The organism is Bradyrhizobium sp. KB893862 SZCCT0404 (assembly GCF_018130885.1).
Lineage (GTDB): Bacteria > Pseudomonadota > Alphaproteobacteria > Rhizobiales > Xanthobacteraceae > Bradyrhizobium > Bradyrhizobium stylosanthis.
Window position 1 is genome coordinate 265,630 of sequence record NZ_JAFCLT010000001.1, and the last position, 26,764, is coordinate 292,393.

30 protein-coding genes are annotated in these 26,764 nt (G+C 65.3%); 15 read left to right on the plus strand and 15 right to left on the minus strand.

From position 1 onward, the window contains the following. Positions 1-112 precede the first annotated feature (112 nt). On the minus strand, positions 113-1,036 hold the full coding sequence (locus tag JQ617_RS01370) for a LysR family transcriptional regulator (protein WP_349630587.1): 924 nt from the start codon (positions 1,034-1,036) through the stop codon (positions 113-115). Positions 1,037-1,126: 90 nt separating this feature from the next. Here JQ617_RS01370 and JQ617_RS01375 point away from each other — a divergent pair, with 90 nt between their 5' ends. From JQ617_RS01375 to JQ617_RS01400, 6 genes are all read left to right on the plus strand, one after another. Beyond that, on the plus strand, positions 1,127-1,873 hold the full coding sequence (locus JQ617_RS01375) for an SDR family oxidoreductase (protein ID WP_212023815.1): 747 nt from the start codon (positions 1,127-1,129) through the stop codon (positions 1,871-1,873). Between the two features lie 4 nt (positions 1,874-1,877). Further along, positions 1,878-3,083 (plus strand): arabinose transporter, encoded by a 1,206-nt coding sequence (locus tag JQ617_RS01380; protein WP_212023817.1) that lies wholly within the window; start codon positions 1,878-1,880, stop codon positions 3,081-3,083. Beyond that, a complete protein-coding gene (locus JQ617_RS01385) occupies positions 3,080-3,859 on the plus strand; it encodes a carboxymuconolactone decarboxylase family protein (protein ID WP_212023819.1) in 780 nt (259 codons plus the stop codon). Before JQ617_RS01380 ends, JQ617_RS01385 begins: the two co-directional genes overlap by 4 nt. Positions 3,860-3,870: 11 nt before the next feature. Then, entirely contained in the window at positions 3,871-4,101 is a 231-nt protein-coding gene (locus JQ617_RS01390) for a tautomerase family protein (RefSeq protein WP_212023821.1), read from the plus strand. A 121-nt stretch (positions 4,102-4,222) separates the two neighbouring features. Then, positions 4,223-4,618 (plus strand): (R)-mandelonitrile lyase, encoded by a 396-nt coding sequence (locus JQ617_RS01395; protein WP_212025936.1) that lies wholly within the window; start codon positions 4,223-4,225, stop codon positions 4,616-4,618. A 227-nt stretch (positions 4,619-4,845) separates the two neighbouring features. Beyond that, positions 4,846-5,091, plus strand: coding sequence for a hypothetical protein (locus JQ617_RS01400; protein ID WP_212023823.1), 246 nt, complete (start codon positions 4,846-4,848; stop codon positions 5,089-5,091). A 107-nt stretch (positions 5,092-5,198) separates the two neighbouring features. Here the strand turns inward: JQ617_RS01400 and JQ617_RS01405 are convergent, their stop codons facing one another. Next, positions 5,199-6,557 (minus strand): hypothetical protein, encoded by a 1,359-nt coding sequence (locus JQ617_RS01405; RefSeq protein ID WP_212023825.1) that lies wholly within the window; start codon positions 6,555-6,557, stop codon positions 5,199-5,201. A gap of 300 nt (positions 6,558-6,857) precedes the next feature. Here JQ617_RS01405 and cysE point away from each other — a divergent pair, with 300 nt between their 5' ends. Both cysE and JQ617_RS01415 read left to right on the plus strand, forming a co-directional pair. Continuing rightward, positions 6,858-7,682 (plus strand): serine O-acetyltransferase, encoded by an 825-nt coding sequence (gene cysE, locus JQ617_RS01410; protein WP_063682585.1) that lies wholly within the window; start codon positions 6,858-6,860, stop codon positions 7,680-7,682. 124 nt (positions 7,683-7,806) lie between these two features. Next, positions 7,807-8,025, plus strand: coding sequence for a DUF3126 family protein (locus tag JQ617_RS01415; RefSeq protein ID WP_007602550.1), 219 nt, complete (start codon positions 7,807-7,809; stop codon positions 8,023-8,025). Positions 8,026-8,326: 301 nt separating this feature from the next. On the opposite strand, the gene JQ617_RS01420 is transcribed toward JQ617_RS01415, so the two are convergent. Both JQ617_RS01420 and JQ617_RS01425 read right to left on the minus strand, forming a co-directional pair. Then, positions 8,327-8,722, minus strand: a complete 396-nt coding sequence (locus tag JQ617_RS01420) for a PaaI family thioesterase (protein ID WP_349630588.1) — start codon at positions 8,720-8,722, stop codon at positions 8,327-8,329. Between the two features lie 163 nt (positions 8,723-8,885). Then, positions 8,886-9,587 (minus strand): hypothetical protein, encoded by a 702-nt coding sequence (locus JQ617_RS01425; RefSeq protein WP_212023827.1) that lies wholly within the window; start codon positions 9,585-9,587, stop codon positions 8,886-8,888. A gap of 223 nt (positions 9,588-9,810) precedes the next feature. On the opposite strand from JQ617_RS01425, the gene JQ617_RS01430 reads away from it, so the two are divergent. Together JQ617_RS01430 and JQ617_RS01435 are read left to right on the plus strand one after the other, a co-directional pair. Next, positions 9,811-10,140, plus strand: a complete 330-nt coding sequence (locus tag JQ617_RS01430; RefSeq protein WP_063682587.1) for a DUF6949 family protein — start codon at positions 9,811-9,813, stop codon at positions 10,138-10,140. 112 nt (positions 10,141-10,252) lie between these two features. Then, complete coding sequence (locus JQ617_RS01435; protein ID WP_063682588.1) at positions 10,253-10,783, plus strand: gamma carbonic anhydrase family protein; 531 nt, start codon at positions 10,253-10,255, stop codon at positions 10,781-10,783. On the opposite strand, the gene JQ617_RS01440 is transcribed toward JQ617_RS01435, so the two are convergent. Further along, positions 10,780-10,944 carry a hypothetical protein gene (locus JQ617_RS01440; RefSeq protein WP_212023829.1) on the minus strand — a complete coding sequence of 55 codons (165 nt, stop codon included), beginning with the start codon at positions 10,942-10,944 and terminating at the stop codon, positions 10,780-10,782. The genes JQ617_RS01435 and JQ617_RS01440 overlap by 4 nt on opposite strands. Positions 10,945-11,040: 96 nt before the next feature. Between JQ617_RS01440 and JQ617_RS01445 the strand changes: the two genes are divergently transcribed. Beyond that, on the plus strand, positions 11,041-11,355 hold the full coding sequence (locus tag JQ617_RS01445) for a hypothetical protein (RefSeq protein ID WP_212023831.1): 315 nt from the start codon (positions 11,041-11,043) through the stop codon (positions 11,353-11,355). A 104-nt stretch (positions 11,356-11,459) separates the two neighbouring features. After that, positions 11,460-11,825: a hypothetical protein gene (locus JQ617_RS01450; protein WP_145660714.1), complete on the plus strand. Its 366-nt coding sequence runs from the start codon at positions 11,460-11,462 to the stop codon at positions 11,823-11,825. A 185-nt stretch (positions 11,826-12,010) separates the two neighbouring features. Here the strand turns inward: JQ617_RS01450 and JQ617_RS01455 are convergent, their stop codons facing one another. The 6 genes from JQ617_RS01455 to JQ617_RS01480 form a co-directional block, all read right to left on the minus strand. Next, positions 12,011-12,505 (minus strand): hypothetical protein, encoded by a 495-nt coding sequence (locus JQ617_RS01455; RefSeq protein WP_212023833.1) that lies wholly within the window; start codon positions 12,503-12,505, stop codon positions 12,011-12,013. A gap of 170 nt (positions 12,506-12,675) precedes the next feature. Then, positions 12,676-13,407, minus strand: coding sequence for an aspartate/glutamate racemase family protein (locus JQ617_RS01460; RefSeq protein ID WP_212023835.1), 732 nt, complete (start codon positions 13,405-13,407; stop codon positions 12,676-12,678). A 32-nt stretch (positions 13,408-13,439) separates the two neighbouring features. Then, complete coding sequence (locus JQ617_RS01465; RefSeq protein WP_212023838.1) at positions 13,440-14,318, minus strand: ABC transporter permease; 879 nt, start codon at positions 14,316-14,318, stop codon at positions 13,440-13,442. Positions 14,319-14,320: 2 nt separating this feature from the next. Continuing rightward, positions 14,321-15,274 (minus strand): ABC transporter permease, encoded by a 954-nt coding sequence (locus JQ617_RS01470; protein ID WP_082884797.1) that lies wholly within the window; start codon positions 15,272-15,274, stop codon positions 14,321-14,323. Positions 15,275-15,279: 5 nt separating this feature from the next. Next, complete coding sequence (locus JQ617_RS01475) at positions 15,280-16,569, minus strand: ABC transporter substrate-binding protein (protein ID WP_063682594.1); 1,290 nt, start codon at positions 16,567-16,569, stop codon at positions 15,280-15,282. A 42-nt stretch (positions 16,570-16,611) separates the two neighbouring features. Further along, a complete protein-coding gene (locus JQ617_RS01480) occupies positions 16,612-17,598 on the minus strand; it encodes an ABC transporter ATP-binding protein (RefSeq protein ID WP_212023840.1) in 987 nt (328 codons plus the stop codon). Between the two features lie 256 nt (positions 17,599-17,854). Between JQ617_RS01480 and JQ617_RS01485 the strand changes: the two genes are divergently transcribed. From JQ617_RS01485 to JQ617_RS01495, 3 genes are all read left to right on the plus strand, one after another. Next, positions 17,855-18,562 carry a GntR family transcriptional regulator gene (locus JQ617_RS01485; RefSeq protein WP_063682596.1) on the plus strand — a complete coding sequence of 236 codons (708 nt, stop codon included), beginning with the start codon at positions 17,855-17,857 and terminating at the stop codon, positions 18,560-18,562. A 218-nt stretch (positions 18,563-18,780) separates the two neighbouring features. Further along, positions 18,781-20,136 carry a metal-dependent hydrolase family protein gene (locus JQ617_RS01490; protein WP_212023842.1) on the plus strand — a complete coding sequence of 452 codons (1,356 nt, stop codon included), beginning with the start codon at positions 18,781-18,783 and terminating at the stop codon, positions 20,134-20,136. 439 nt (positions 20,137-20,575) lie between these two features. Beyond that, on the plus strand, positions 20,576-22,339 hold the full coding sequence (locus JQ617_RS01495) for a CYTH and CHAD domain-containing protein (RefSeq protein WP_212023844.1): 1,764 nt from the start codon (positions 20,576-20,578) through the stop codon (positions 22,337-22,339). A 117-nt stretch (positions 22,340-22,456) separates the two neighbouring features. Here JQ617_RS01495 and JQ617_RS01500 read toward each other — a convergent pair whose 3' ends face one another. The 4 genes from JQ617_RS01500 to JQ617_RS01515 form a co-directional block, all read right to left on the minus strand. Further along, on the minus strand, positions 22,457-23,080 hold the full coding sequence (locus tag JQ617_RS01500) for a transglutaminase-like cysteine peptidase (RefSeq protein ID WP_063682599.1): 624 nt from the start codon (positions 23,078-23,080) through the stop codon (positions 22,457-22,459). Between the two features lie 330 nt (positions 23,081-23,410). Beyond that, on the minus strand, positions 23,411-24,022 hold the full coding sequence (locus tag JQ617_RS01505) for a PilZ domain-containing protein (protein ID WP_080134316.1): 612 nt from the start codon (positions 24,020-24,022) through the stop codon (positions 23,411-23,413). Positions 24,023-24,090: 68 nt separating this feature from the next. Continuing rightward, positions 24,091-25,254: an MFS transporter gene (locus tag JQ617_RS01510; protein ID WP_212023846.1), complete on the minus strand. Its 1,164-nt coding sequence runs from the start codon at positions 25,252-25,254 to the stop codon at positions 24,091-24,093. Positions 25,255-25,408: 154 nt separating this feature from the next. Continuing rightward, entirely contained in the window at positions 25,409-26,650 is a 1,242-nt protein-coding gene (locus JQ617_RS01515; RefSeq protein ID WP_283842027.1) for an MFS transporter, read from the minus strand. Positions 26,651-26,764 lie beyond the last annotated feature (114 nt).

Consider the following 26,764-nt stretch of genomic DNA (forward strand, 5'->3'; position numbering starts at 1 on the left):
CGGGCAACCGTTCACTCCTGCACAGAGATTTGGAGTCCGCGGCGGCCGATCGCAAGACGTCATTGCGAAGCGGGAAGGTACGTCGGCTATGGGCCAATAGCCGACATCCCACCTACTTGCTGCGATATCGGAGCGCGTCGACAAGCAGGGAGAATGCTGGCGAAGGTTGCCGCCGGCTGGGATAGTAGAGGTGGTACCCCGAGAATGGCGGACACCAATCCGCCAGCACCCGGACGAGCCGACCCTCGGAAAGGTAGGGCTGCACGTGTCCCTCGGTCAGATACGCGAGACCCAGACCCTTCAGTGCTCCGTCGAGTAGAAGGCCGGCGCTGTTAAAGACGAGCTGTCCATCGACTCGAACATTGAGCTCCCGTCCGTTCTTCTCGAACTCCCACGCGTAGAGACTGCCGCCGTGCGTGGGCAAGCGAAGGTTGAGACAATTGTGGTGGGTCAGATCCTGCGGCGTCTTGGGGCGCTTGCGATCGGCGAAGTAGGACGGCGAGCCGACGACCGCCATTCGGAGATCGGGGCTAACGCGCACCGCGATCATCTCCTTGGCGACGAGCTCGCCGGGGCGGATACCGGCGTCGACCTGCTGCGCCACGATGTTGGTAAGACCGTAATCGATGATCACCTCGACCTTGATGTCCGGATAGTTGGGCAGAAGCCGGCCCAGCGCAGGAAACAGAATTGCGCTGGCCGCATGCTCTCCCGCCGTAATCCTAATGGTTCCCGCAGGTTTTTCACGAAGTTCGCCAAGCGCGGCGAGCTCGGCATCCATTTCCGTGAACTTGGGTCCCACGCTTAGAAACAGGCGCTCTCCGGCCTGTGTTGGGGTGACGCTGCGCGTCGTCCGGTTCAACAATCGAACCCCGAGCCGTTCCTCCAGACCCCGGACGATCTGGCTGAGCGCGGACTGAGTCATGCCGAGCTTCGCCGCGGCGCGCGTGAAGTTGCGTTCCCGCGCGACCGCGAGGAAGGCGATGAGATCGCTGGCGTCGTCCCATCCATAAGCCTGTCTAATGACTGCATTCACAATTTATCACCTAATCGCACGGGCGAGGAAGGCCTAGGTTCTGACCAGCCATCGAGCCGCAGCATCGGCTCCAGAAGAAGGCAAGGGCCCATGACACAAGGAATCAAGGACAAGATCATCGTGGTGACGGGAGCGAGCAGCGGGCTGGGCGAGGCCACCGCGCGGCTCCTGTCGGCGGAGGGCGCGACCGTCGTCCTCGGTGCACGCCGGGCGGACCGCCTGCAGGCGCTCGCGAAGGACATCGAGGGTCATGGCGGCAAAGCACTCGCTCTGGAGACCGACGTGACGCGCCGGGATCAGGTGAAGGCGCTGGTCGACGCGGCGGTGCAGAACTACGGCCGGATCGACGTCATGATCAACAACGCCGGCCTCATGCCCCAAGCTCCCCTGGAGCAGCTGAAGGTCGACGAGTGGGACCGCATGATCGACGTCAACATCAAGGGCGTGACGTACGGCATCGCCGCCGCGCTCCCGCACATGCAGCGGCAGAAGTCGGGGCACTTCGTCAACGTTTCGTCCGTCGCCGGCCACAGGGTCGGGCCCGGCTTCGCCGTGTACGCGGCGACCAAGTTCGCTGTACGCGCGTTGTCTGAAGGCCTGCGGCAGGAGGTGAAGCCCTACAACATCCGGACGACGGTGATCTCGCCGGGCGCCGTGGCGACCGAGCTCTTGGACACCATCTCCGACCCGGCGGCAGCGGCCGGAATCCGCTCGTTCTATCAGCAGGTCGCGGTGCCCGCCGACTCGTTCGCGAGGGCCGTCGCGTTCGCGCTGAGCCAGCCTCCGGAAGTCGACATCAACGAAATCCTTTACCGACCGACGAAGCAGGAACTTTGAGGCGATGTCGATCACGGCCGTGCAGGAACCCGTCTCATCTGGCATCACGACCACGCTGCTGCCCATCATGGGGGTGGTGTTCGTCGCATTCCTCGTCATCGGCGTGGCGATGCCCGTACTTCCACTCCACGTGCATGACGGGCTGGGTTTCGGCACGTTCGTGGTGGGTCTCGTCGCCGGCAGCCAATTCGCGGCATCGTTGGTCTCGCGACCATGGGCCGGTCACTTCTCCGACGCGCGCGGAGCGAAGCGCGGGGTCGTCGCCGGGCTGCTGGCGGCGGCCGCTGCGGGACTGCTCTATCTCATGTCGCTCGGCTTCAGCGGATCTCCGCTGATGTCGGTCGCGATCCTCCTCGCGGGGCGCGCGCTGCTTGGCGGAGCGGAGAGCTTCATCATCACGGCGGCGGTGAGCTGGGGACTGGCGCTCGCCCATTCCCGGAACACAGGCAGGGTCATCGCCTGGGTCGGGTCGGCCATGTTCGCGGCCTTCGCGATCGGCGCGCCGGCCGGCTCCGCCCTGTATGCGGCCTACGGCTTCGCGGCGATCTCGCTGGCGACCGCGTTGGCTCCGCTCGTCGCGCTGCCGCTCCTCGCTCTCCTGCCGGCGGTCGCGCCGGCGAAGCATGCGCGCGCCTCGTTCGTCGAAATAATCGGCGCCGTCTGGGTGCCTGGGTTGGGCTCCGCGCTGGGCAGCGTGGGCTTCGGCGCCGTGACCACGTTCGTAGCCTTGCTATTCGCGACGAGGGGCTGGGCAAACGGATGGTCCGCCTACACCGCCTACGCTGTCGCCTTCATCCTGGCGAGGGTGTTCTTTAGCCATCTGGCCGACAAGATCGGCGGAGCGAAGGTTGCGCTGGTCTGCGCCGCCATCGAAGCCGTCGGCCAGGCGCTAATCTGGTTGGCTGTCCGTCCGGAAGTGGCGCTCGCCGGCGCAGCGCTCACCGGCTTGGGTTTCTCGCTCGTCTATCCCGGGTTCGGCGTCGAAGCGGTCCGCCGCGTCGCGCCGCAGAGCCGCGGTCTCGCTATGGGCGCCTACACCGCGTTCCTCGATCTCGCCCAGGGCCTCGCCAGTCCCGCGCTCGGGCTGATCGCAGCCGGTGCGCGACTGAACGCTCTGTTTCTCGTCAGTTCGGCCACCGTGCTGTGCGCTTCGCTCGTCGCCTGGTGGCTGGTCGCGAACCCCTCGACCCTGGAAGGATCCCCTCAATGAGAACGTTTGCAGCCACTTTGATCTCACTCTGCCTGGTCGCCGGCGCGGCAGCCGGTCAGGCGCCCAACGAAGGAGCAAACACCATGCTGAAACCGGAAGACATCCGTGCCGTCGCTCCTGCTCTCGAAGGCTACGCGCAGAAGTTCGTCGTCGGCGACCTCTGGAAGCGACCGGGCCTTTCCGGGCGTGACCGCAGCATCGTCACCATCGCCGCGCTGATCGCGCGCGACCAGACCGTCGAACTGCCGCGCTACCTGGCGCTCGGGCTCGACAACGGCGTGAAGCCGTCGGAGATATCGGAGATCATCACACACCTGGCGTTCTACACCGGCTGGGCGAATGCGATGGATGCGATCCCCGCAGCGAGGGACGTGTTCAAGAGCCGCAACATCGGCGCCGATCAGCTCCCGCCGGCCACGGGACCGCAACTGCCGCTCGACGAGACGGCGGAGAAGCAGCGGGCGACGCGCGTCGGAGAGCAGTTCGGGCAGATCACCCCGAGCCTCGTCCAGTACACGACCGACGTGCTGTTCCGGGATCTCTGGCTCAGGTCGGCTCTGGCGCCCCGCGATCGCAGTCTCGTCACCGTGAGCGCACTCGTCGCGACCGGTCAGGTCGCCCAGATCACCTATCACCTGAACCGTGCGATGGACAACGGACTGACCCGCGACGAGGCCGGCGAGGTGCTTGGCCATCTCGCCTTCTATGCCGGTTGGCCCAACGCATTCTCGGCGGCTCCCGTCGTCAAGGACGTCATCGAAAAGCGCCCGCACTGACGGAGAGCGTCATGCCGCACGTCATCGTGAAGCTATATTCCGGGAAGTCGAAGCAACAGAAGGCCGTTCTGGCCGAGGCCGTAACGAAGGCAGTGATGGATTCGCTGGGTTACGGCCAGGAGTCCGTGTCCGTCGGCATCGAAGACGTCGAACCGAAAGACTGGGCGAGCCGCGTATACGGGCCTGACATCGTCGACAAGCCGGACACCATCTTCAAGAAGCCCGGCTACGACCCCCGATGAACGGAGGAAGGTGATGATCACCCGGAGAGGCGTGCTCATCGGCGGCTGCGCCGCCGCTTTGATTGATGTTGGCTGGTCTTCGGCGCAGACGACCGACCGTCCGAAGGAGTTTGTCATGGACATGGATATCAAGAGAAACGGCTCTCAGCCCTCGCAGAAGGGGCCCCAAGACTGGTTCACCGGCACCGTCCGCATCGACCCGCTGTTCCAGCCGAAGGATCCGGCCCGCGTCGGCGCCGGCCAGGTCACGTTCGAGCCCGGCGCCCGGACCGCGTGGCACACGCATCCGCTCGGACAGACGCTGATCGTCACGGCGGGGCTCGGCTGGGTGCAGCGCGAGGGTGGCCCGGTCGAGGAGGTTCGTCCCGGCGATGTCGTGTGGTTTCCTCCGGGACTCAAGCACTGGCACGGTGCTTCGCCGACAACGGCAATGACCCACATTGCCATTCAGGAATCTGTCAGCGGCAAGAACGTGGATTGGCTGGAGAAGGTGCGCGATGACCAGTATCGAAGATGATCGCGCAGATCCAGTTGGAGTCCGCTTTGGGTCACAAGCGGTGGTCGAACTGAGTGCGGCCCCGCGGCCGTTCTCCCGTGTTAGCCGACATTAGCCAGGTTCAGGGTGTTTCGGCCGAGGTCCAGTGGCGGGAAGCGACTTGCTGCCTCAGCCTCACCGGAGCTCGATGCCATCGAACCAAACCAGAGGGAGCCGCCACTAACGACCACAGCTTGGAGGTATTCGAAGTGAAGTGGCTCAAGTGTTACGCGGTCGGCTTCATTGTCACGGCCTTCGCGGTCACGGGAATGCAAAGCTATAATCGGCCGGGCAAGGATCAACCTATCGCCGGCACCATCGTCATGGCAGCGGTCTGGCCGCTAGCGGTCGCTATCGTGCTCGGGGGCTCGATCGGGGAAGTCGCGAGCGACGGTTGGGACGCAGAAATAACCGCCGCGCGGCTCGAAAAACGAAATGCGGCTTCCCGCCAATAGCGCGCGGGAGCGGGAGCCCCGCCCAACATGACGGTGCCCGGGCGGACTGAGAACGCGTCGGCGAGCAGGTCATGCTTCGACGAGAACCGACGACGCTTCGTCTCGTCTCACTGCGCCTTGACGTCATCCCCAACCCGGCGCGACAGCGCCATCAGCACCACGAAGGTCGCGACCCATGCCATCCGCGCGCCGTAGCGGTCGTGCGGGCCGGAGATGACCGCGCAGATGAAGGCGTTGCCGAGCAGCGCCAGCGTCACGGTCGCCGCCAGCAGCGTCAAATCGTCGAGCCGGCGGTTCGCGAGGGCATGGCCGAGCAGCGCGACCAGCGCCAGCATCGAGGCCAGCGCCACCGGCACGTGCAGCCAGTTGATCGCGGTGAAGTCGAGCTGCCAGTTCTGCTGGCGCGCGGCGCGCATCGCTGCCGCCTGCGCGGGGACGTAGCGCTCGATGATGCCACGGGTGTGCGGGATCCAGCCATTGGTGCCTTCGCCGGTCGCGACATGCAGCAATTGCTGGCCCATCGCCCGCAGCGCCGCGCCGGCCTGCCAGGCTGGATAGTCCCTCAGCGATCGCACGACGATGGTGCCCATCTCGTCGTTCATGCCTTCGAAGCGGCCGAGCGTGTTGAACATGCTTTTGCCCCACAGGAACTCGTCGGCGGTCGCAGGCAATTGGTTGCGATAGGGACAGAGCTTGAAGTGCTCGCGCGGGCAATGATCGCCAAGAAACTGCGTGACGATGCCGTCCTGCATCATGCGGCCGAAGGCAACGCCGTAGCCGCCGGGCGTCCAGGCCCATTTCCCCGACAGCGCGTGGTTCGCCGCGACCAGCATCAGCGCGCCTGCGACGATGGTTATGCTCGCCTGCGCCAATCCTGCGAGCGGCAGCCGGTTGCCCACGAACGGCCGCACCATCCAGCCGGCGGCGCAGAGGCCGAGCAGCACGCCGAGCGTGGCGCTGTGGGTCGCGGCGGCAAAGGCGGTGAACACGAACAGCGAGATCTTCTCGAGCATCGAGGTGCGCTCCCCGCCGACGACCAGCAGGAACAGCGACAGGATCGACAGCCCGGCAAAGATGTCGGTGAGCAGCATGCTGGCGAGCCAGGGCAGGGCGGTCGACACGATCAGGAGCAGGCTGATCACGACGAAGCGGGAGGTCTGCATCAGGCCGAGCACGCGCAAGGTGAGCTGCAGCAGCCAGAGCGCCGCCAGCGACTGGACCGCGAGGTTGATCCAGAAGCCGAAGCCTTCGCCATAGTGCAGATAGAGGCCGAACACGGTGGACCGGCTGGGAACGAGATAGCCTTCGTACCAGCGCGCCAGATAGCCGCCGGTATCCCATTGCAATAGCGGGTAGCCGTTCCAGAACGCCGGCGCGATCATCAGGAGAGGCAGGGCCACCGCCGCCAGCCGCAGCCAGAGCGAGCCTGCGGCGCGCGTGCGCAATTGTTCGGTGGTGATGCTCAAAACCGCTCCGTCCTCGTCCGGACCATGCCCGCATTAGCGGCTGGGTGAGAATTCACCAATAGTTTGACGCCGCCCGGCTTGAATTCGGCGAAACTCTGACCACTTTGAAGCAACCTTGCCGCCTGGGGGCGTCAGAAGAAATCTTTCTGGGGGCGTCAGAAGAAATCTTTGTGTTTCAAGGCGTTGGCATGCTTTCGCGGGGCAAGGCACTGTTCACTCTCAGGCAAGCCGGTCAGGACTTTGTCGCCTAGACTGTGCTATAGAGCCCGCCAAACGAGCCAATTCGAAAGAGCAGATCCCATGGCAGTGCATCAGGTCAATCCGGGAGGAAAGCTCGCATCCCTCGATCCGATCTGGGACCGGGTCCGGAGCGAGGCGGAGGACATCGTCCACCGCGAGCCCGAGCTTGCAACCTTCATCTACTCGACGGTGCTGCATCACAGCCGCCTCGAGGATTCGGTGATCCATCGTCTCGCCGACCGGCTCGATCATTCCGCGCTGTCGGGCGATCTGGTGCGCCAGACCTATGACGAGGCGCTGCGCGACGATCCCGATCTCGGCAACGCCTTCCGCGCCGATCTCGTCGCCGTCTACGATCGCGATCCCGCCACCTCGCGCTTCATCGATCCCTTGCTCTACTTCAAGGGCTTCCACGCGATCCAGACCCACCGCCTGGCGCACTGGCTCTGGCTCAAGGGCCGCAAGGATTTTGCGTATTATCTGCAGAGCCGCGCCTCCGCGGTGTTCCAGACCGACATCAATCCCGCCGCGCGCATCGGCCGCGGCATCTTCCTCGACCACGCCACCGGCTTCGTCTGCGGCGAGACGGCGGTGATCGAGGACGACGTCTCGATCCTGCATGGCGTCACGCTCGGCGGCACCGGCAAGGAGAACGAGGACCGTCATCCCAAGATCCGCCACGGCGTGCTGATCGGCGCGGGCGCGAAGATCCTCGGCAACATCGAGATCGGCCATTGCGCGCGCATTGCGGCGGGCTCGGTCGTGGTCAAGCCCGTGCCGCACAACGTCACGGTCGCGGGCGTGCCGGCCAAGATCGTCGGCGAGGCCGGCTGCGCCGAGCCGTCGCGCACCATGGATCAGATGATCAACGCGATGGGGCTTTGAGCTCGCGTGCAAGGGCCGGATTCTCCGGCCCTTTTTCGTCCCCAAATTGTTTGGCAATTCATGCTGGCGGTTCGTCGCGTCTCGTCCTAAAACGCCGCCAACCCATTTCGATCGGAGACTTGCCGTGGACGTCAAAGAAGTCAGAAAGCTCGATGCGTATCTGAAGCGCGTATTCGGCAATCCCAAGATTCGCGTCGTGCCGCGGCCGAAGAAGGACGACTCCGCCGAGGTCTATATCGGCGAGGAATTCATCGGCGTGCTCTTCGTCGACGACGAGGACGATGATCGCTCGTTCCAGTTCCAGATGGCGATCCTCGAGGACGATCTCGTCGATCAGGAATAGTTTTCGGCGCCTCCCGTGTCCCGGACGCACTGCAGCGCTATTGGCGTTGCTGTGCAGAGCCGGGACCCATGCCGCTCGGCTGGGCGGTGATATCGGCTCCGGCCCTGCAGCGCACCGTCGAAGAGACGCTCCGCCGCGCGCCCGGGGCATGCACCGAAAAATCGAGGCGCGCTCTTTCCACATCGTCATTGCGAGCGAAGCGAAGCAATCCAGGAATCTTTCCGCTGAGGGAATCTGGATTGCTTCGCTTCGCTCGCAATGACGGATACGTTTCCCGCGCTCCGCGCTGCAGTCCGCAACTCTACTTCTTCGCAAGAACACGCAGCTGCGCGGTGGCATCCGCGACAATGACGCCATCCGCATCGGCAAGCTCGGCCTGCACGACCATGTCGCGCTCCGTTCGCTCGACGACGCGCGCCCGCGCAATGATGGCCCCGACCGCCGCGGGTTTCAGGAAGCGCGTGTCGAGGCTCCTGGTGACCACCGTCTGATCGGGACCTAGCGCCGCGAGCGCGCAAATGCCGGTCGCGGAGTCCAGCATCGCCGCCAGAAATCCGCCCTGGATCGTCCCGTGCCTGTTGGTGAACGCTGCCTGGGCCTGGAAGCGGATCAGCGCACGCCCGCTCTCGTCGAAGCCGAGCCATTCGCGCCCGAGCAGCTGCGCACCGGGCGGCAGATGTGTTGCCGGATCATTCACGCCGATCGCCCCATCGTGACATCATACCCCTGTTTTGCCCGACGGGTCAAACCGACTTCGAAAAAGTCGAAGTCGTGGCGGCCCCTCGCTACTGTGCATGGGGTTGTTTTCGAGGTTTTTTTGGAGGGCCCGGGCCGATCCCGCGACAGGGCGCAGATAGGGCTCAGCCCTTCGGCCCGCGCAATTGCGCCGTCAGCTTCTCCATCGCCTCCGCCACCTCGCGCCATTGCGACAGCCAGCTGCGGGGGAAGCGGAAGGTGAGGTCGGCGCCGCCGACGCGGCGCTCGGAGAGGCACATGCCGGGGGTTGCCGCATCGCGCGTGCAGCGCGCGGTCAGCGCCGGGCTTGCGGCGGAATAGAGATCCTCGCTGCCGTAGGGCGTGTCGGCGCGGAACATCCGCATCGTCAGGCCGTCCTCGGGCCGGGTTGCGGCCTGGTCGAGATAGCGCGGATAGATCGTGGCCGTTCGCTGCTCGGGCGCGAGCGCATCGTGATGGGCCGCGATCGACAGGAAGATGCGGTCGATCGACTGCACCGCCGTCTCCACCGTGTCGGCGGTGACGTGCCTGGGCGCGCCGGGCGGCTCGAGCGAGGGATAGAGCACGTCGAGATCGATGCGCTCCTGCGGCCCCGAGTGGCGCTGGATCTTCATCCGGATCGCCGTGGTCGGCACGTTGAACAGGGTGCCGCCGACGCTCACCGGCAGCCGGTCCGGGGCGCTGGCGCCGCCGGCGCCCCAGGTCGGCCACAGCAGATAGGCGACCAGCGCGACCGCGCCGAGCGCAGCAGCGCCGCCGAGCACGATCGGCACGACATGCGCCCGCGTGCGCGAGGGTCTGAGGGAAGCTGCCGAAAACACCGTCATGATGAGCGCGCGTGGAACCCGGGGTCGGCCGATGGCCGACGAATCAGCGGCGAATATGCCATGCGGCGGCGAATTCGCTTAGGCCTTGCCGGCCGCGGGACGGGGAGAGGGCCCTGCGCGGACCGGCGGGCCTCGTTAACCTTCTCTTAAGGATAATGTAGCGTTAACCAGCACGATTTGTCACAGGAAGGCTCCGGCGTTGCGTAAGTGCGGACTGTTTCCGATGACACCTGAAGCTCTCAATTCCTTCTTCTCGATCTGCATCGGTTTCGCACTCGCCGGCGCCCTCGTGAACGGATACCAGGCGTTCGCGCAGCGCCCCGCAGGCTTCGGCCTGTTGCAGGACGGCGTGGCGCCGAAGACCTTCGCGGCGGTGCCGTTCCTGGTGTTCGCCGCTCCCTTCATCATCATGCGCAACACGTTGCGCGGCCTGCAGGTGGAAAGCCGCCGCGTGGAATTCGTGATGATGGCGACCCTCATCGCCGGCTTCTGGAGCATGATGAGCGGCACCTTCTTCCTGATGACGCTGCGCGCCGCCGGCGTCCTGACCTAACCCCAAGACGCCGAGCGTTCCCCCGGGACGCGCTTGCGTTCCCTCGGCGGCCGGACCTTTGCGTCGGGGCTGCCGTTTCGCTATGCCTTGGTCAACCCGACAGGAGACCTTGATGGCGATCTACGAGCTCGACGGGCAGGCGCCCGAACTTCCCGCCGACGGCAATTATTTCATCGCGGAGACCGCGACCGTGATCGGCCGCGTGCGCCTGAAGCCGGGCGCGAGCGTGTGGTTCGGCGCGGTGCTGCGCGGCGACAATGAGTGGATCGAGATCGGCGAGGGCGCCAACGTGCAGGACGGCTCGACCTGCCACACCGATCTCGGCTTTCCCATGGTCATCGGCACCAACTGCACCGTCGGCCACAACGTCATCCTGCACGGCTGTACCATCGGAGACGGTGCGCTGATCGGCATGGGCTCGATCGTGATGAACGGCGCGAAGATCGGCCGCAACAGCATCGTCGGCGCCGGCTCCGTCATCACCGAGGGCAAGGAGTTTGCCGAACGCTCGCTGATCATCGGCTCGCCCGCGCGCGTGATCCGCACGCTCGACGACGCCCAGGTGCAGCGCATGGGAAGCGCGGCGAAGTTCTACGTCGCCAATGGCCCGCGCTTCAAGAAGGGCCTGAAGCGGATCGGCTAACGTCCTTCGGACTCGCGCGCTTCCCTGGCGCTCGCGATCTTCTCGTGGCCCGCCGACCACAGCGCGTGCTCGTCGCTGCCGTCCGTATAAGGATTGGCTCCGGCGGGAATGTTTTGGCGCGCGGCGCGTTCGCCTTCTGCAAAGGGGTCGCGATCGGTCATCGTGATGTCGCCTCCTGGTTTTCAAGCTGATGCCGCGGCATTTGTTCCGGAACCTGCATTCGCGGCAGCGGTTGACGGGCAAAGGGAGATTTTCCGATGGCGTCATCCGCAAATGCTTTGATCAGGACCATGCTCGTGATCTTCGCCCTCGCGGCGATGCCGGCCGTCTCGTTCGCGCAAGCGACCGGCGGCTCCGCGGGATCGAGCGGTGCCTCGTCGGGGTCGGGCGGAGGTGTCGCCAATTCACCGGCACCGCCGCCGGGCACCAACAGCCTGGGGACGGCTCAATCGTCGGGACCAGGCTCAGGCGTCACGACCGGCTCCGGGACCGGTGGCGGCACCGATGCCGCGGTCAACGCCGAGAACCGGCTGCTCGACAAGAAGCTGAAGAGCATCTGTCGCGGCTGCTGATGCTCGCGCGGAAGTGAGACAGTGTGGCTGTCCGGATTGCCCAATGGACGTTAGCTTGATCCCGCTTTGAAGCGTGGAGCGTGTCCACGCGGAGGAATCGAGTGATGTTACGCAAGACAATGATGGCGGCGCTGGCCGTCGCGGCAGTCGGACTGTCGATGCCGCAGATGGCCCAGGCGCGGGGCTTTGGACATGGCGGCGGCTGGGGCCACGGTGGTGGCGGCTGGGGTCATGGCGGCCACGGCCATTGGCATGGCGGCGGCTTCTGGCCTGGCGTCGCCATCGGCGCGGGCCTTGCCGGCGCCGGCTACTACGGCGCCTATTACGGCTACGGCGCCCCGTATTACGGCGATCCCTACTATTATGGGTCCGGCTATGACGATGGCGGCTACGGCGGTTGCTACGTCGTCCGCAAGCGCGTGATGACGCCGGCGGGATGGCGATACCGTCGCGTCGACGTCTGCGAGTGAGGCGGGGCGACCTGACCTACGAAAAAACAAGGCCGTTGACGCAGTATACCGTCAACGACCTTGCCAGCCCCGGATATTAAAATCGGCTCACGCCATCCGGTAAGGGCCAGCATCGCGCGGAATCATACGGGGGAATGTGATCCAGTTCACAAGTCGAGAAATTAAAGCCGCCGGCTGAGGCCCGCTCAGCCGCGCGAGCGCTTGCGCGCGCTGGCACTGACGCGGTGACGCGCCGGTTTCCTGCGGGTAACCGTGGGTGTTTCGGCCTCGGTGGCCCGGGCACTGGCGAAGGACTGGCGCAGGCCGTCGATGGATTCGTTCAGCGTCGCCACCTGCTCGGAGAGGCGCTTGGTGTCGGCCTGCTGGGACGCAAGCAGCCGCTTCACGGTCTGGAGCTGGTCCTGCACGACCTGGAGCTGGTCGATCGACTCCTGCTGGGTCGCCTCAAGTCCCTTGGTCTTCTCGACCAGCTGCTCGGAAGCCTGCGCGGTGCGAGCCTGGAGCTGCCGCGAGGCCACAACCCGGTCGGTCTCCGGCGCAGAGCCCGTATAGGCGCGCCAGATCGCGATCGAGGTCACGCCGGCGATCAGCAAAAACAGGGCGGCGGCGGTCAGCGCGATGGGCTGGGCGCCAAGGCGAAGCAGGGGGTTGGACCGTGTGTCCTCTGCGAGATCGATCATCGCTGACAAAACCCAAATGGAAACTTGGTGAGTGGCGAAGGACCGGCAGCCCGAACGGGCGACCGGGATGTCCCGAAAGTGTTACTGTTTAGCAACAATTGGGACCAAAAAGAGGCTAGCGGCCAAAAAAGCGGCCCTTACCCCCTTGCATTCGCCGCGGACGGCCAAAGTCAGGGCTGGAACGGCGAAAACGGCCCGGAATAGGTCTTCGGCCGCGGCGCCGCGTAGGGGCCGAGCCGCGACGTCTTCAGCCCCAGCCGCACCAGCGATTCCGCCAGCGTCACGGCGGCGGCGACGCCGTCGACGACAGGCAGGCCGTGGGTGGCGGCTAGCTCGGCGGCGAGATCGGCCATGCCGGCGCAGCCGAGCACGATGGCCTCGGTGCGATCGTCGCGGATGGCGGCGGTGATCTCCGCCGAAATCTTGCCGAGCGCTTCGGCATTGCGCTCTTCCAGCGCGAGCACCGGGACCTCGGCGGCGCGCACGCGGGCACAGCGGTCGGCAAGGCCGTACTTCGTCAGATTATGCTCGATCGGCACGATCGAGACACCGAGCGTCGTCACCACGGCAAAGCGCGCCGCGACCAGGCTCGCCATATGGAAGCCGGCCTCGCCGATGCCGATCACGGGCGCCTTGGCGGCGGCACGCGCGGCATCGAGGCCGGTGTCGTCGAAGCAGGCGATGATGTGCGCATCCGCGCCGTCGCGATCGGCCTCGCGGATGCAGCCGAGCATGCCGGGCACCGCAAAAGCCTCGTCGTAGAAACCTTCGATGGAGACCGGGCCCATCGCGGGCTGGCGCGCGTCGATCACGGTGTCGGCAAGCGCAACGCTGCGCGCCGCGGCGGCGATCTTCGCCGTCATGGACGCCGTGGTGTTGGGATTGACGACGTGAAGCCGCATCGGATCAGACGAGCCCTTTATGAGACAAGCTATTAAACGAGCCCTTGGCCGGCGTCCGAGCCCTTGGCCGCCTGCCGCTTGTTGAGCACGTGGATGGTGCCGAGCGCAAGCGCGATCACCGTGAACGAAACGGCCGAGATCACGGTGCCGAGCGCGTAGATGTCGGGATTCGTCACCGTCGTGGTGAGGCCCTGCAGATCCAGCGGCAACGTGTTCACCGCGCCGATCGCCTGGCTGGAGCGGGCGAGCTCGTCCCAGGACAGTGTGAAGCCGAACAGGCCGATACCGATCACCGAGGGCAGGATGATTGGCAGCACGACATGGCGGAAGGTCTGCCACGGCGTCGCGCCGAGATCGCGTGCGGCTTCCTCGAGGCGCGGATCGAAGCGGTTGAAGATCGCGAACATGATCAGGAGCCCGAACGGCAGCGTCCAGGTCAGATGTGCGCCGAGGCCTGACGTCAGCAGGCCCATCGAGGTCTCGAAGTTCTCGTTCCAGTGCGCCTTGATGAGGTCGTCGATGATGCGGAATTCGAGCGAGATGCCGAGCGACGTAATGATCGAAGGAACAATAAGGCTCGCGATCGCCGAATAGAACAGGATGCTTTGCGCCTTGAACTTCCTGCGGAAGGCCATGCCGGCGGCGACCGACAGCACGACGGTGACGATCATCACGATCACGCCGAGCAGCAGCGAGCGGCGGAAGGCCGCGCCGAGATCGACGATGCCGGTGCCCTGGAACAGCTTTGCGATCCAGAACGTCGACACGCCGTTCATCGGGAAGGTGAGGCCGCCCTGCGGTCCCTGGAACGACAGCACGTAGATCGCGATCATCGGACCGTAGAGAAACAGCACGTAGGCCGCGAAGAAGACCGCGAGCACATAGAAAGAGCGCGGGCGTCCTTCCTTCATGCTCAGAGCTCCTTCTTGATGTCGACGATGCGCGACATCATGGTGATGATCAGGAAGGTGATGATGAGCAGGATCACGGCGTTGGCCGCGGCTGCGGGGAATTGCAGCGCATTGACCCGCGTCTCGATGATCTTGCCGGCAGCCGCGATCTGCTGGCCGCCCATCACGCCGATGGTGATGAAGTCGCCCATCACGATGGTGATGACGAAGATCGAGCCGATCACGATGCCGGGCTTGGCCAGGGGAATGACGACGTTGACGAGGGTCTGGAAGCCGCTGGCGCCGGCATCATAGGCCGCCTCGATCAGCGACTTGTCGATGCGGATCATCGAATTGAAGATCGGCACCACCATGAAGAAGGTGAAGAGGTGGACCAGCGCCAGCACCACGGAGAATTCGGAGAACAGCAGCCATTCCAGGGGATGGTTGATCACCCCTGTCTTGACGAGGCCCGAGTTGACGAGGCCGTTGCGGCCGAGCAGCGGGATCCATGCGATCATGCGGATCACGTTGGAGGTCCAGAACGGGATCGTGCAGAGCAGCGACAGGCCCATCTGCCAGGTCTTGGACTTGACGTGGAAGGCGAGGAAGTAGGCGACCCAGAAGCCGATGAAAAGCGTGATCGCCCAGACCATGAAGCAGAGCTTCAGCGTCTTGAGATAAGTCTTGCCGATCGTGCAGAGATCGGGGAGCTGCGCGATGCAGCCTTCGAACGTGTCGGTGTAGCCGCGGCCGGAGAAAGCCGGCAGCAGCTGGTATTCATTGTAGTCCCAGAAGGACACGATGACGACGAAGACGAGTGGAATGAGGAAGAAGGCGAGAAACACCAGCATCATCGGCCCGGCCTGAAGCCAGGAGACGAAGGACGGCGACAGGCGCGTCGGCTTTGCGGCGCGCGCTGTTCCCGACCCCGGGATCAAGCCCGGGGATGCCTGTTGCAGGACTTCTTCCGACATGTCCGTCACGCCGCGATGAACTCATTCCACTTGCGGACCATGTAGTCGTTCTCGTCCATCACGGCGTTCCAGCACGCGACGCCGCCCATGCGGTCCTCGTAGGAGCCGCCGTCGCGCACTGCGCCGGCCTTCTCGAGCAGCGAGCCGTCGGGCGCCTTGATGTCCTTCTCGGCCGCCTTGCCTTCCATCCAGTACGCCCACTCGTAGGGCTCCATGTGCGCCTTGGCGGTGGAGAGCACGGCCGAGTAGTAGCCCTGGCGGTTGAGATAGGCGCCGGCATAGCCGGACAGGAACCAGTTCACGAACTCATAGGCCCATTCGAGCTTGGGGCCCGAGACGCCCTTGGAGACGCAGAAGCCCGAAGCCCAGGAGCGGTAGCCCTCTTTCAGCGGCTGGAAGGTGCAGGGGATGCCCATCGAGCGGACCTTCGTCACCGCCGGCGACCACATCGACTGAATGACGGTCTCGCCCGACGCCATCAGGTTGACGCTCTCGTTGAAGTCTTTCCAGAAGGCGCGGAATTGGCCGGCCTTCTTGGCCTCGGTCATCACCTTCATGGTGAGATCGATCTCTTCCTTCGTCATGTTGCCCTTGTCGGCATATTTGTACTTGCCGGAGGCTTCCACAACCATCGCGGCATCCATGATGCCGATCGAGGGGATGTTGAGGATCGAGGCCTTGCCCTTGAACTCGGGGTTGAGCAGCTCGGCCCAGGTGCTGATCGGGCGCTTGATCAGGTCGGGGCGGATGCCGAGCGTGTCGGCGTTGTAGACGGTCGGGATCAGCGTGACGAATTCGGTCGCCGACGTCGCGAACTTCTTGGAGTCCTTGCCTTCGAGATAGAGCACCTTCCAGGGCGCGGTGCCCTGGCCGCCGATCTTCTTGCCGCCGGGCGTCTCGCCTTTGGTGAAGACGGGCGTGATGTTGTCGAATTCCTTTATCTTCTTGGCGTCGAGGGCAAGGATGTTGCCCGACGGCACCAGCTTCTTCAGCGAGAAATATTCGGTGTCCAGCACGTCGAACGAATTCGGCTGGGTCATCACGCGCTTGGTGACGTCGTCGGTGGTCGCGGTGATGTATTCGATCTTGATGCCGGTGTCCTTCAGGCACTGCTTGGAGATGTCGTCGCCCTCGTTCACGGCGGTGCCGAGATAGCGCAGCACCTTCGCATCGGCCGACTTCACATAGGGAAAGCCGGTGATGGCGCCGGAGCCGGCGGCGAGGCCGGCGAGACCCGCGGTGCCCTTGAGCAGCGTGCGGCGGCTGACGCCTTTCGTCCTGGTGGTCTCGGTCATATCAGTCACTCCTCTGTTGCGCATTCCACTGATCGATCGGCGCTATTGCAGGCGCTGCGCCTTGGCGGGATCCCAGGTCGCCAGCACGCGGTCACCCGGACGGAACGGGTGGACGTCGAAGGTGGCTTCCGGAACATGGGAGAACAGGGCGGTGCCGTCGTCGAGCGTGAGCGAGACGGCGATGTAGGAGCCCTGGTACTCGGTCTGGGTCAGCAGCGCCGGTGCGCCGAACGCGCCGTCAGTGATCGGCTTGATGCCGAGCTGATCGGCGCGCACGGCGATGAGCTTGCCGGCGTCGCTGAGCACGTTGTGGCCACCGATGAAGCGGGCCACGAATTCGGTGCGGGGATGGTGGAAGATGTCGCGGGCGGTGCCCTGCTGCTCGATCTTGCCGTGGTTCATCACCACGATGTGGTCGGCGAGCGCCATCGCCTCTTCCTGGCCGTGGGTGACCTGGATGAAGCTGATGCCGAGCTCGCGCTGCAGCCGCTTCAATTCGCCCCGCATCTTCACCCGCAGGAACGGATCGAGCGCCGACAGCGGCTCGTCGAGCAGCAGGATCTGCGGCTCGGTGATCAGTGCGCGGGCGAGCGCGACGCGCTGCTGCTGGCCGCCGGAGAGCTGGGCCGGCAGCCGGCCCGCATATTGGCTCATCGCCACCAGCTCGAGCAGTTCGCCGGCGCGCTTGTGGCGGGTCGGCTTGTCGATGCCGCGCATCTTCAGGGCAAAAGCGACGTTGTCGATCACGCTGAGATGCGGAAACAGCGCGTAGGACTGGAACATCATCGCGGTGCCGCGCTCGGCCGGCGGAAGATCGGTGACGTTCTGCGCGCCGAGGATGATGTCGCCCGCGCTGACGGCCTCGTGGCCCGCGATCATGCGCAAGGTCGAGGTCTTGCCGCAGCCGGAGGGGCCGAGCAGGCAGCAATAGGTGCCGGCCGGGATCTTCAGGTTGACGGTGTCGACCGCGAGCGTCGTGTCGTAGCGCTTGGTGACGGCGACCAGTTCGAGAGCGGCAGGAATGGCCATGGCGAGTCCGGCAGGAGGGCGGTGTCCGGCCTCTCTCCGCAAGGTCCGTGCCAACAGGCTCCAGCCGGGCAGATTCCAAAAACTGTGCAGCGGAGTCAGATCGTTAGATCGAATCCGGCGGGTTCGGGCTGCCTGCCGCGCGCGCAGCCGCCTGCACACAAAACGGGCGAAGATTGTATAAAGTTTCGCCTGTGATTGGATACAGCTCGTCGTCTAACATTCGAGGCTGAACGTTGCCGATCGAGCTCTCACAGCCATGGTTGCCAAGACCCGCCCCAAATCCGACGCGCCAGACGCCAGCGATCGCGTCAGTCGCATCAGGGAGGGCGTGACCGCAGCGATCCTGGAGCATCGCCTGTTGCCGGGCACGAAGCTCGGCGAGGACGAGATCGGCGAGATTTACGGCGCCAGCCGCACGCTGGTCCGCACCGCGTTGCAGCAGCTCGCGCACGAGGGCATCGTCAACATCGAGAAGAACCGCGGCGCCTTTGTCGCGCGCCCCACGCCCGCCGATGCCCGCGAAGTGTTCGAGGCGCGGCGCCTGATCGAGCCCACCATCGTCGACCACGCCGTCGATGCGGTGTCGCCGGCCTGGCTCGATCGTCTCCAGCAACATCTCGCCGAGGAACGCGAGGCCGAGCTGCGCGGCGACGCGCGCGCCTCGGTCCGCCTCTCCGGCGATTTTCACCGCCTCGTCGCCGAGATGAGCGGCCACAGCATCTATCTCGGTTTCCTCAAGGAGCTGATCGCGCGCTCCTCGCTGATCATCCTGCTGTATCGCCGTCACGACACGCCGGCCTGCGGCACCGATCATCACGCCGGCATCGTCGCCGCGATCCGCAAGCGCGACAAGCAGGCGGCGCGTGCGCAGATGTTGTCGCATCTGCGAGAGATCGAGGACGAGCTGTTCCTGAAGGATCCCGCCGCCGACGAGCTGCGGCTCGCGGACGTGCTGGGCGCCTGAGCGCCAGTGGCCTGACGTCACAGGCGAGCGCTTTGATTCATTTGCTTTAATTCAATTGCCGCCTGACGCCGATCCCTCGTCAAAGCGGATGGCAGCGCTGCATATTGCCGCCATGGTTGTAAGTTGACGTAAGCTAAACGTCGGCGTCAACTGCGGGCAGACTTGCGCGTGCCTGCCATCACCCCCTCGCGTAGCCTGAACCTATAGGGAAGGCTGATATGTCGGGATTGAGGATATCGGCGAAAGTTCTCGCCGCCGCTGCATCGCTTGTCGGCATTGCCATGGTGCCCGGCAGTCTGTCTTCCGCGCAGGCCCAGGAGGCTGCGGTCCTGTTCCGCAACGTCCGCATCTTCGACGGCAAGGGCAGCGCGCTCTCGGCCCCATCCAGCGTCCTCGTGAGAAAGGGAGTCATCGAGAAGATCTCGACGGCGGATGTCGCCAGCCCCGGGCAGGTCATCGACGGCGGCGGGCGCGTGCTGATGCCGGGACTGATCGATGCGCATTGGCACGCGATGCTGGTGCGGCCGACGCCGATGGCCTCGCTCGCCGGCGATGTCGGCTACAACAATCTGCTCGCCGCCAGCGAAGCAACGGCGACCTTGATGCGCGGCTTCACCACCGTGCGCGACATGGGCGGGCCGACCTTCGGCCTCAAGCAGGCCATCGACGAGGATCTGGTCGCGGGTCCGCGCATCTATCCCTCCGGCGCCGTCATCACCATCACCGGCGGCCACGGCGACTTCCGCCAATTGTCCGATCTGCCGCGCACGATCGGCGGCATGCTGAGCCGGATGGAACGGATCGGCGGCAGCATGGTCGCCGACAGTCCCGACGAAGTTCGCGTGCGCGCGCGTGAGCAGCTCATGCAGGGCGCTTCGCAAGTCAAGCTTACCGCCGGCGGCGGCGTCGCATCGCCGTTCAGCCCGCTCGACGTCTCCACCTTCACTGAGCCCGAGTTGCGCGCGGCCGTCGAAGCCGCCGACAATTGGGGCACCTATGTCGCGACCCACGCCTACACACCGGTGGCGATCCAGCGCTCGATCGCCGCCGGGGTGAAATGCATTGAGCACGGTCACCTCATGGACGAGGCGAGCGCGAAGCTGATCGCCGAGAAGGGCATCTGGCTCAGCACGCAGCCGTTCCTCGATCTCGGCGGTGCCGCCGCGCTCGGACCTGCGGAACGGGACAAGATGCGGCAAGTGGTTGCCGGCACGGATCGCGTCTACGCGCTGGCGAAGAAGTACAAGATCAAGACCGCGTTCGGCACCGACGTCCTGTTTTCGCAGGCATTGGCGGAGAAGCAGGGCTCGATGCTGGCCGCGCTCACGCGCTGGTACACGCCGGCCGAAGCCTTGGCGATGGCAACGTCCGCGAACGCGGAGCTGCTGAGCCTGTCGGGCCTGCGCAATCCCTATCCCGGCAAGCTCGGCGTGGTGGAGGAGGGCGCGCTGGCCGATCTGCTGCTCGTCGACGGCAATCCGCTCGACAACATCGCCCTCGTCGAAGATCCCGCGAAGAACTTCGTCGTGATCATGAAGGGCGGCAAGATCTACCGGAACAGTCTCGCACGCTGACGCGCATCGCCCGGTGCGATCCGGCGATCTGGAACGCTACTGGCGCTCGTCAGTGCGCGGCTGTTCGCGCCGCGCACTGTTCGCGCTCTCGGGATTCACGGGCGGGCGCACAGGGCTTGTCACAATTTCGGGCCTGTCATCCCCGGCGTGACTTCTAAGCGTCTCAAGAACCAGAAAGAATTTCTCGGCCAGCATGAGTCAATCTCGTTGACGCGTTCATCTCGCTTTCGAGAACCGCGAGATTCGCTATCGAATTCGATCACTTGTTGCATTTGCGGGCAATTTAATTCGGCGCGACCACCCGATTATGACAACGCCTGCCGGTTTTTTTGCCTAGCGTGTGTGGACGATCATGCATTGCAGCGCAACGTTACTATTCATCGCGGAGCGCACCGGCTATATGCTGTCGCTCTGTCATCGAACTGTCATGTTACCGCAAATGCTGAAATCAGACGCAACGCCGGCCCGCAAGACACCGGGCGCGCCGGATGGGAATCCTGACCCGAAGGATCGCAAGAAGACGCAAGTCGTCGCCGGGTTCCTAAGGCAAATTGATCCGGCCGAGCCCGGCGTGGAAGCTGCGACCGTCGAGGGCGCTGTGATCGATCCGACGCCACCGCAGATAACGCCGCCGGCATTGGAACCGTTGGAGCCGAACGTTGCCGCGCGCCCCGCCGGTGAAATCGAGCTCAAGCTCCTCGTCGACGCCGATCGCATGGCGCACTTCGCTGCTGCGCCTGTCATCGCGGCGAACGCCCGCAACAAGGGCACGCGCAAGCATCTTAAATCCGTCTACTACGATACGCCGGAGCGAGCGCTGCGTCGCGCCGGACTCAGCCTGCGCGTCCGGCAGAGCGGCGCGCGCTTCGTGCAGACCGTGAAGGCCGACGCCGCCGACGACCCGCTGCGCCGCGGTGAATGGGAGGCGAGCGTGCCGTCGCTTGCGCCCGATCTCGCGCTGGCGATGCCCTTCATTCCGGAGAAGCTTCGCGCGCAGCTCGAAGCGCAGCCGCTCGAGGCGGTCTTCACCGCCGACGTCCATCGTCACGCGCGGATGATCGATCTGCCGTCCGGCACCGTCGAGATCGCCTTCGACCAGGGCGCGCTGACATCAGGTGATCGGTCGGTGGCAGTGAGCGAGATCGAGCTTGAGCTCAAGAGCGGCAGCGCGAGCACGATCTACGAGATCGCGCTGCGCCTTGCGGAGCACAGCGCGGTGAAGCCGTCCATCCGCAGCAAGTCCGCGCGCGGCTTCGACCTTGCCGCGGACAAGCCGCCCTCGGCGCGGCGGCCGCGCAAGCTGCAACTCGATCCCGCCGTCACGCTCGACGAGGCCTTCGCGACGATCCTGCGGTCGTGCTTCCTCCATCTGCTGCAGTCGCTGCCGGCGGCCGAGGACGGCCGCAATCCCGAAGGCGTGCATCAGCTGCGTGTCTCGCTGCGCCGGCTGCGATCGGCGCTCGACCTGATGCGATCGGCCGGTGCGCTCAGCAATCTCGACGCATTGCGGTCGGAAGCCCGATGGCTGGCGCAGGACCTGTCCGCCGCGCGCGACTGGGACGTGTTCCAGCTCGAGACCTTGCCGGCGATCGCAAGCGCCTGTCCGTCGGTCGCCGGATTCGATGCGCTGGGGCGCGTCGCGGCCCGGCGCCAGTCGGACGCCTATCGCAAGGCGCACCAGGCGCTCGACGATCGCCGCTGCGCCGTGTTCCTGATCAATCTCGGCGGCTGGATCGAGACGCGGGGGTGGCGCAACGACGTCGCGCCCGAGGATCTCGGACGGCTCGCCGAACCGGCGGTCAATTTCGCCGAGTGCGTCTTGTCGGAGCAGCACGCCAAGGTGCTCAAGCGCGGCCGCCGCTTCAAATCGCTTGATGTCGACGGGGTGCACCGGGTGCGGCTCGCGACCAAGCGTCTGCGCTATCTCGGCGAGTTCCTGCTGCCGCTGTTCGACGATCGCAAATCGTCGCGGAAATTCGCCCGCAGGCTCGCCGGCCTGCAGGAGGAACTCGGCGCCTTCAACGACATGGCGGTGACGGCCTCATTGCTCGACGGGCTCGGCTCCGAAGATCGCGACAGCGCCATTGCGGCGGCCGCGATCACCGGCTGGCAGGCGCGCGCGTCGATCGGCGCACACCGGTCCCTGCTGGGCAGCTGGCGAGACTTCACCGCGGCGCGCGTGCCGTGGTCGGCGCAGGGCTGATCGCATATCCCGAAAAAGTTGCGGCCAGCCATTGGGGGATGGCTGGCCGCGCGCGAACCGGTCTGGGACGGGGAGGGGTGGGGATGTGACCGGGTCGCGTAACCTGTTGTCTCGTTTCTAATCTCTCGCGCTGGCGGTGGAGACCGCCGGCCTGGTATCGCCGAGCGAGACCCAGACATTGGGATCGCCCTGCGACTGGCGCTTGACGAAGCGGTAGCCGGTCTCCGTCCAGGCAACGACGTTCTCGTTCTGATTGTCGAGAACGAACTCGCCCTTGTCGGTCTTCACCGTCAGCACCGCGTGCCCTTCGCCCTTCTTGTCGCGCACGACGGTGATGAGCAGGGCCTCGCGGGGCCAGCCGGCATCCATCAGCATCTTGCGCTTCAACAGCACGTAGTCTTCACAATCGCCGTAGCCGTCCGACGGCAGCGACCACTTCTCGATCACGCCCCAGTGCTCCTGGTCGGTCAAAGGCTTGACGGTCTCGTTGACCCAGCGATTGACCTTGACGAGGTCGCGCCATGCCGTCTGCGACATCACGATGTCGCGCGGCTGCGTCGGACCGCCCTGGCACTGCGCGGCGTTGTCCGCACAGAACTCGACCCAGCCGATCGGCGCACGCGTGGTGTCGCCGAGGCTCGCGTAGAGCAGACGGCTTTCGCCGGCCTGCGCTGCCGCGCTGATCCCGAAGAGCATGGCGGCAATCGCCAAGCCTTTCCCATGTCCCTTGAAGTTGAACATTGTCGCCCCCGTTTCTTGTTGGGACCACAATGCGCATCGAGCTTTTGAATTGCCGCTAAGTCGATCAAGTCAAGTCGAGACGAATACAAGTAAAAGGCGCGGCGAATTCGATCTATACTTGAATAGAATTTGCGTAAAATGCAGTATTACTGCAATTGATTCAAATTTTATCGATTAACGCGGAAACGCTGGTGGAACCGCCGTTTCGGCGCGCAAACGGCCCCCGCGTTAACTCGCGCCGGATCGCCAAAACGCATGAAAAAGGCGGCGTCCGCATCGCGGAGGCCGCCTTCAGGGCTGGAAAATCGCTGGTTTTGGCGCGATTGCGCTTTACCGGGCGGTAACGCTCTCTTCGAGTGTCTCCGCCGGCTGCTCGTGCATGAACTCCAGCGCGAAGCCGTCTTCGAGGTTTCGGACCACGCGGCCCTGGACGCGGCCGAGCAGAACGATCGATTTCAGCGGCGGGCGGTTCTCGGCGGCAATGGCCGCACCGGACAGCGAAAGGTCGATGATGCGGCAGGTCATCTTGGTGCCGTCCTCGAGCGTCAGCACCGCGATCGGGTTGCGCGGCACGATACGGTCGTGGCGGCGGTCCTCCGGCAGGTTGAGGATGTCGCGGTTGGCGAGCCAGGTGAGCTGCGCGGCGAGCTTGTCGCGCTTCCTCGGCGTCGCCCCGATCGTCATGGCGAAGCCATTGTCGATGATGCGGGTGATCTTGCCCTCGACGCGGCCGATATGGTCGAGATAGGCGACCACGCGGTCGCCGACATTGCCGATGCCCGGGGCGAGCAAAGCGAGCCCGCCCGGCGACATGTTGATCACCTGGCAGGGGAATTCACGGCGGTCCGGCAGCATGTAGCGGCCGAGCAGGTGGACTTTCACCCGCTGGAAACGCCGACGTTCCTCGGCGGCCGGAAGAAATTTTTTGTTCGCCAACGCCATTTTCACAACCCGACCCCCCGCCTGGCGGAGTCCGGCACGACCCTAAGGTGCACAGGGTTAATGCCGCGTTAGGATTGGGCGCGCCGATCACGCACAGACACAATGCGCTCGAAAAGCCACATCAGGGCCGGGCAGGCCAGCACCGCGAGCGCGCCGAGGTCGAGCGCGGCCGCGGCCGTTCCGGCCGATTTGGCCAGCCGGCCGGCGATCGCCGGCCCCAGCATCATCGCGGCATAGAAGAGTGTGTAGAACACGCCCATCCCGATCGCCCTGGTTTCGGGGGCGAGCACGCGGGCGGCAAGGCTCATGATCGGGCCGGCCGGGAAGCCCCCGACCAGGCCGATCAGCACCAGAATGGTGAGCACGGCGTCGGACCGGGTCAGCCAGGCCAGCAGGGCTGCCACGGCGAGGCTGGCCGCGATCGTCAGGACAAAGGGCCCGCCGCGATCGGCCAGATACCCGCCCGACGGCACCGAGATCACCGACAGCCACATCACGACGCTGATCGCCGAGCCGGCGGCGGCAATGCTCCAGCCGCGCTCGGCGAGCAGAGACGGGCCGAACGAGAAGATCATGGCGAAGCCGACATTATATAGGCCCCAGATCATGCCGGCGACGATCACCGCCAGCAGCGCGAGGGGATCGAGCCGGCCCGAGCTGCTCGCGCCGACCTTTGCGCCGGGCGGCGGCTGGTAGAGCGTGATGAGTGCAATCCCGATCACGGTCAATGTGCCGGTTGCTGCGAACACGGCGCCCGCGCCATGGGCCGTGCCGATCGCCGGCAGCACCAGCAGCGAGATCGCAACGCCGGCGGGCCAGGAGTTGACGAAGATCGCCATCGCGGTGGCGATCTCCTTTCCCGCAAACCAGTCGGTGCCCATCTTGGTGAGCTGCACCGTCAGCAGCACGCCGCCGGCGCCGGAGGTGAGGCGGCCCGCCATCTGCCAGCCCCAGACATCGGTGGTGGCCATGACGAGGCTGCCCGCCGTCATCAGCAATAGCGCGGCAATGGTGGTCGGCTTGTCGCCGAAGCGCCGGCCGATCGCGCCGCCCGGCAGCGCCAGCACCACGCCCGGCGTGAAATAGAGCCCGATCAGGATGCCGATGTCGGCAAGCCCGACGCCGAAGGTCTGTTGCAGCAGCGGCGCGACCGCCGCAACGCTCTGGAACTGGAACGCGATGGTGAGGCGAACGACGAACAGGATCGCAAGAATGCCCCAGCGATTGCGCAATGCGTCATCCCCCAAAAGTCTTGAGGGTGCGGTGAGCAGATGCCGGAGTCAACCGGTTGGAGGCCGTGCTCCCGTAGCCCGGATGGAGCGCAGCGCAATCCGGGAACGCTGGCCCCGCATTCCGCTTCGCTCCATGCGGGCTACGCTGCGCCCTTCACGCCATCTTCGTCGCGCGCTGATACAGCAGGCACAGCAGCGCCAGCAGCACTGCGGCGGAGAGCCCGAGCGACCAGTGAATGCCGATCGCAGCGCCGAACACGCCGACGGTGATGCCGCTGAAGGCCCGCATGCCGAGCCCGGCCATGTTGTAGAGGCCGACGACGCGGCCGCGGATGTCGTGGGGCGCGTTCAGCTGCACCAGCGCCTGTGCCATGGTGTTGAACGACAGCTCGAAGAAGCCGGCGAAGAACAGCAGCACGATCGCGACCGGATAGATCCGCACCGCGGCGAAGCCGAGCAGCGCAACGCTCCAGAGCATGGCCAGCATGATCGCGGTGCGCGGCGTGCCCTTCAGGCGTCCCCAGGATTCCAGCGCGATGCCGGCGAGCAGTGCGCCCCCGGCATCCGCCGCCAGCAGCACGCTGTAGGACACGCCGGGATCGCCGTGGCCGAGATCGCCGGCAAAGCCCGGCATCTGGGCGTGATAGGCATTGCCGATCATGAAGGAGGTGAGGCCGGCGAGCCACGTCATCGCCGTCAGCACCGGCTGCGTGCCGATCGCGCGGATGGTCAGGATGATGTCCGCAAACCCGCGGACGGCGAAGCGCCGGACAGCCGCGCTCTTGTCGCGGACGGGTGCCCAGAACAGCCACAGCAGCATCGGCAGATAGAACAGCGTGTTGAAGATGATGCCGTGCGAGGTGCCGAGCGTCAGCATGATGATGCCGCCGACCGCAGGCCCGACCAGAATGCCGAGATAGCGCGCCATCGCGTTGAGCCGCACCGCGCTCGGAAGGTCAGCGGGGCCGACGAGGTCGTAGAGCAGCAGCTGGTTCGGCGTCTGCCACAGCACGCCGGCGCAGCCGTGGATCACCAGCAGCAGCATGGCGTGCCACATCTGGATCGTGTCGGTCAGGAAGAAGAAGCCCCATCCGGCCGAGGCCACGATGAACAGCAGCATGCCGCACTGGATGATGCGGCGCGGATCGAACCGGTCGGCCAGCCCGCCGACCGCGACCGAGAACAGCAGGAACGGCAGCCAGTGCGACAGCACGGCGAAGCCGCCCAGCGTCGGCGAGTGGAATTTCTGGAACACCACCCAATAGCTGATCACATGCTCGATATTGTCGGCCATCATCGCCAGCACGTAGGCGATGAATTGCAGCCGGTACGGCACGGATTTCATCGCCGCGAACGAGCCGGACGCGACCACGGGATTTTGGGGCTGGGGGTTCAAGCGGGCACCTGGAAAGGACTCTTGCGGCCTTACACGTTCGCCCGCCCGTGCTCAAGATATTTGGGTGTGTCCCGTAGCCCGGATGGAGCGCAGCGTAATCCGGGGTCGCCCGTT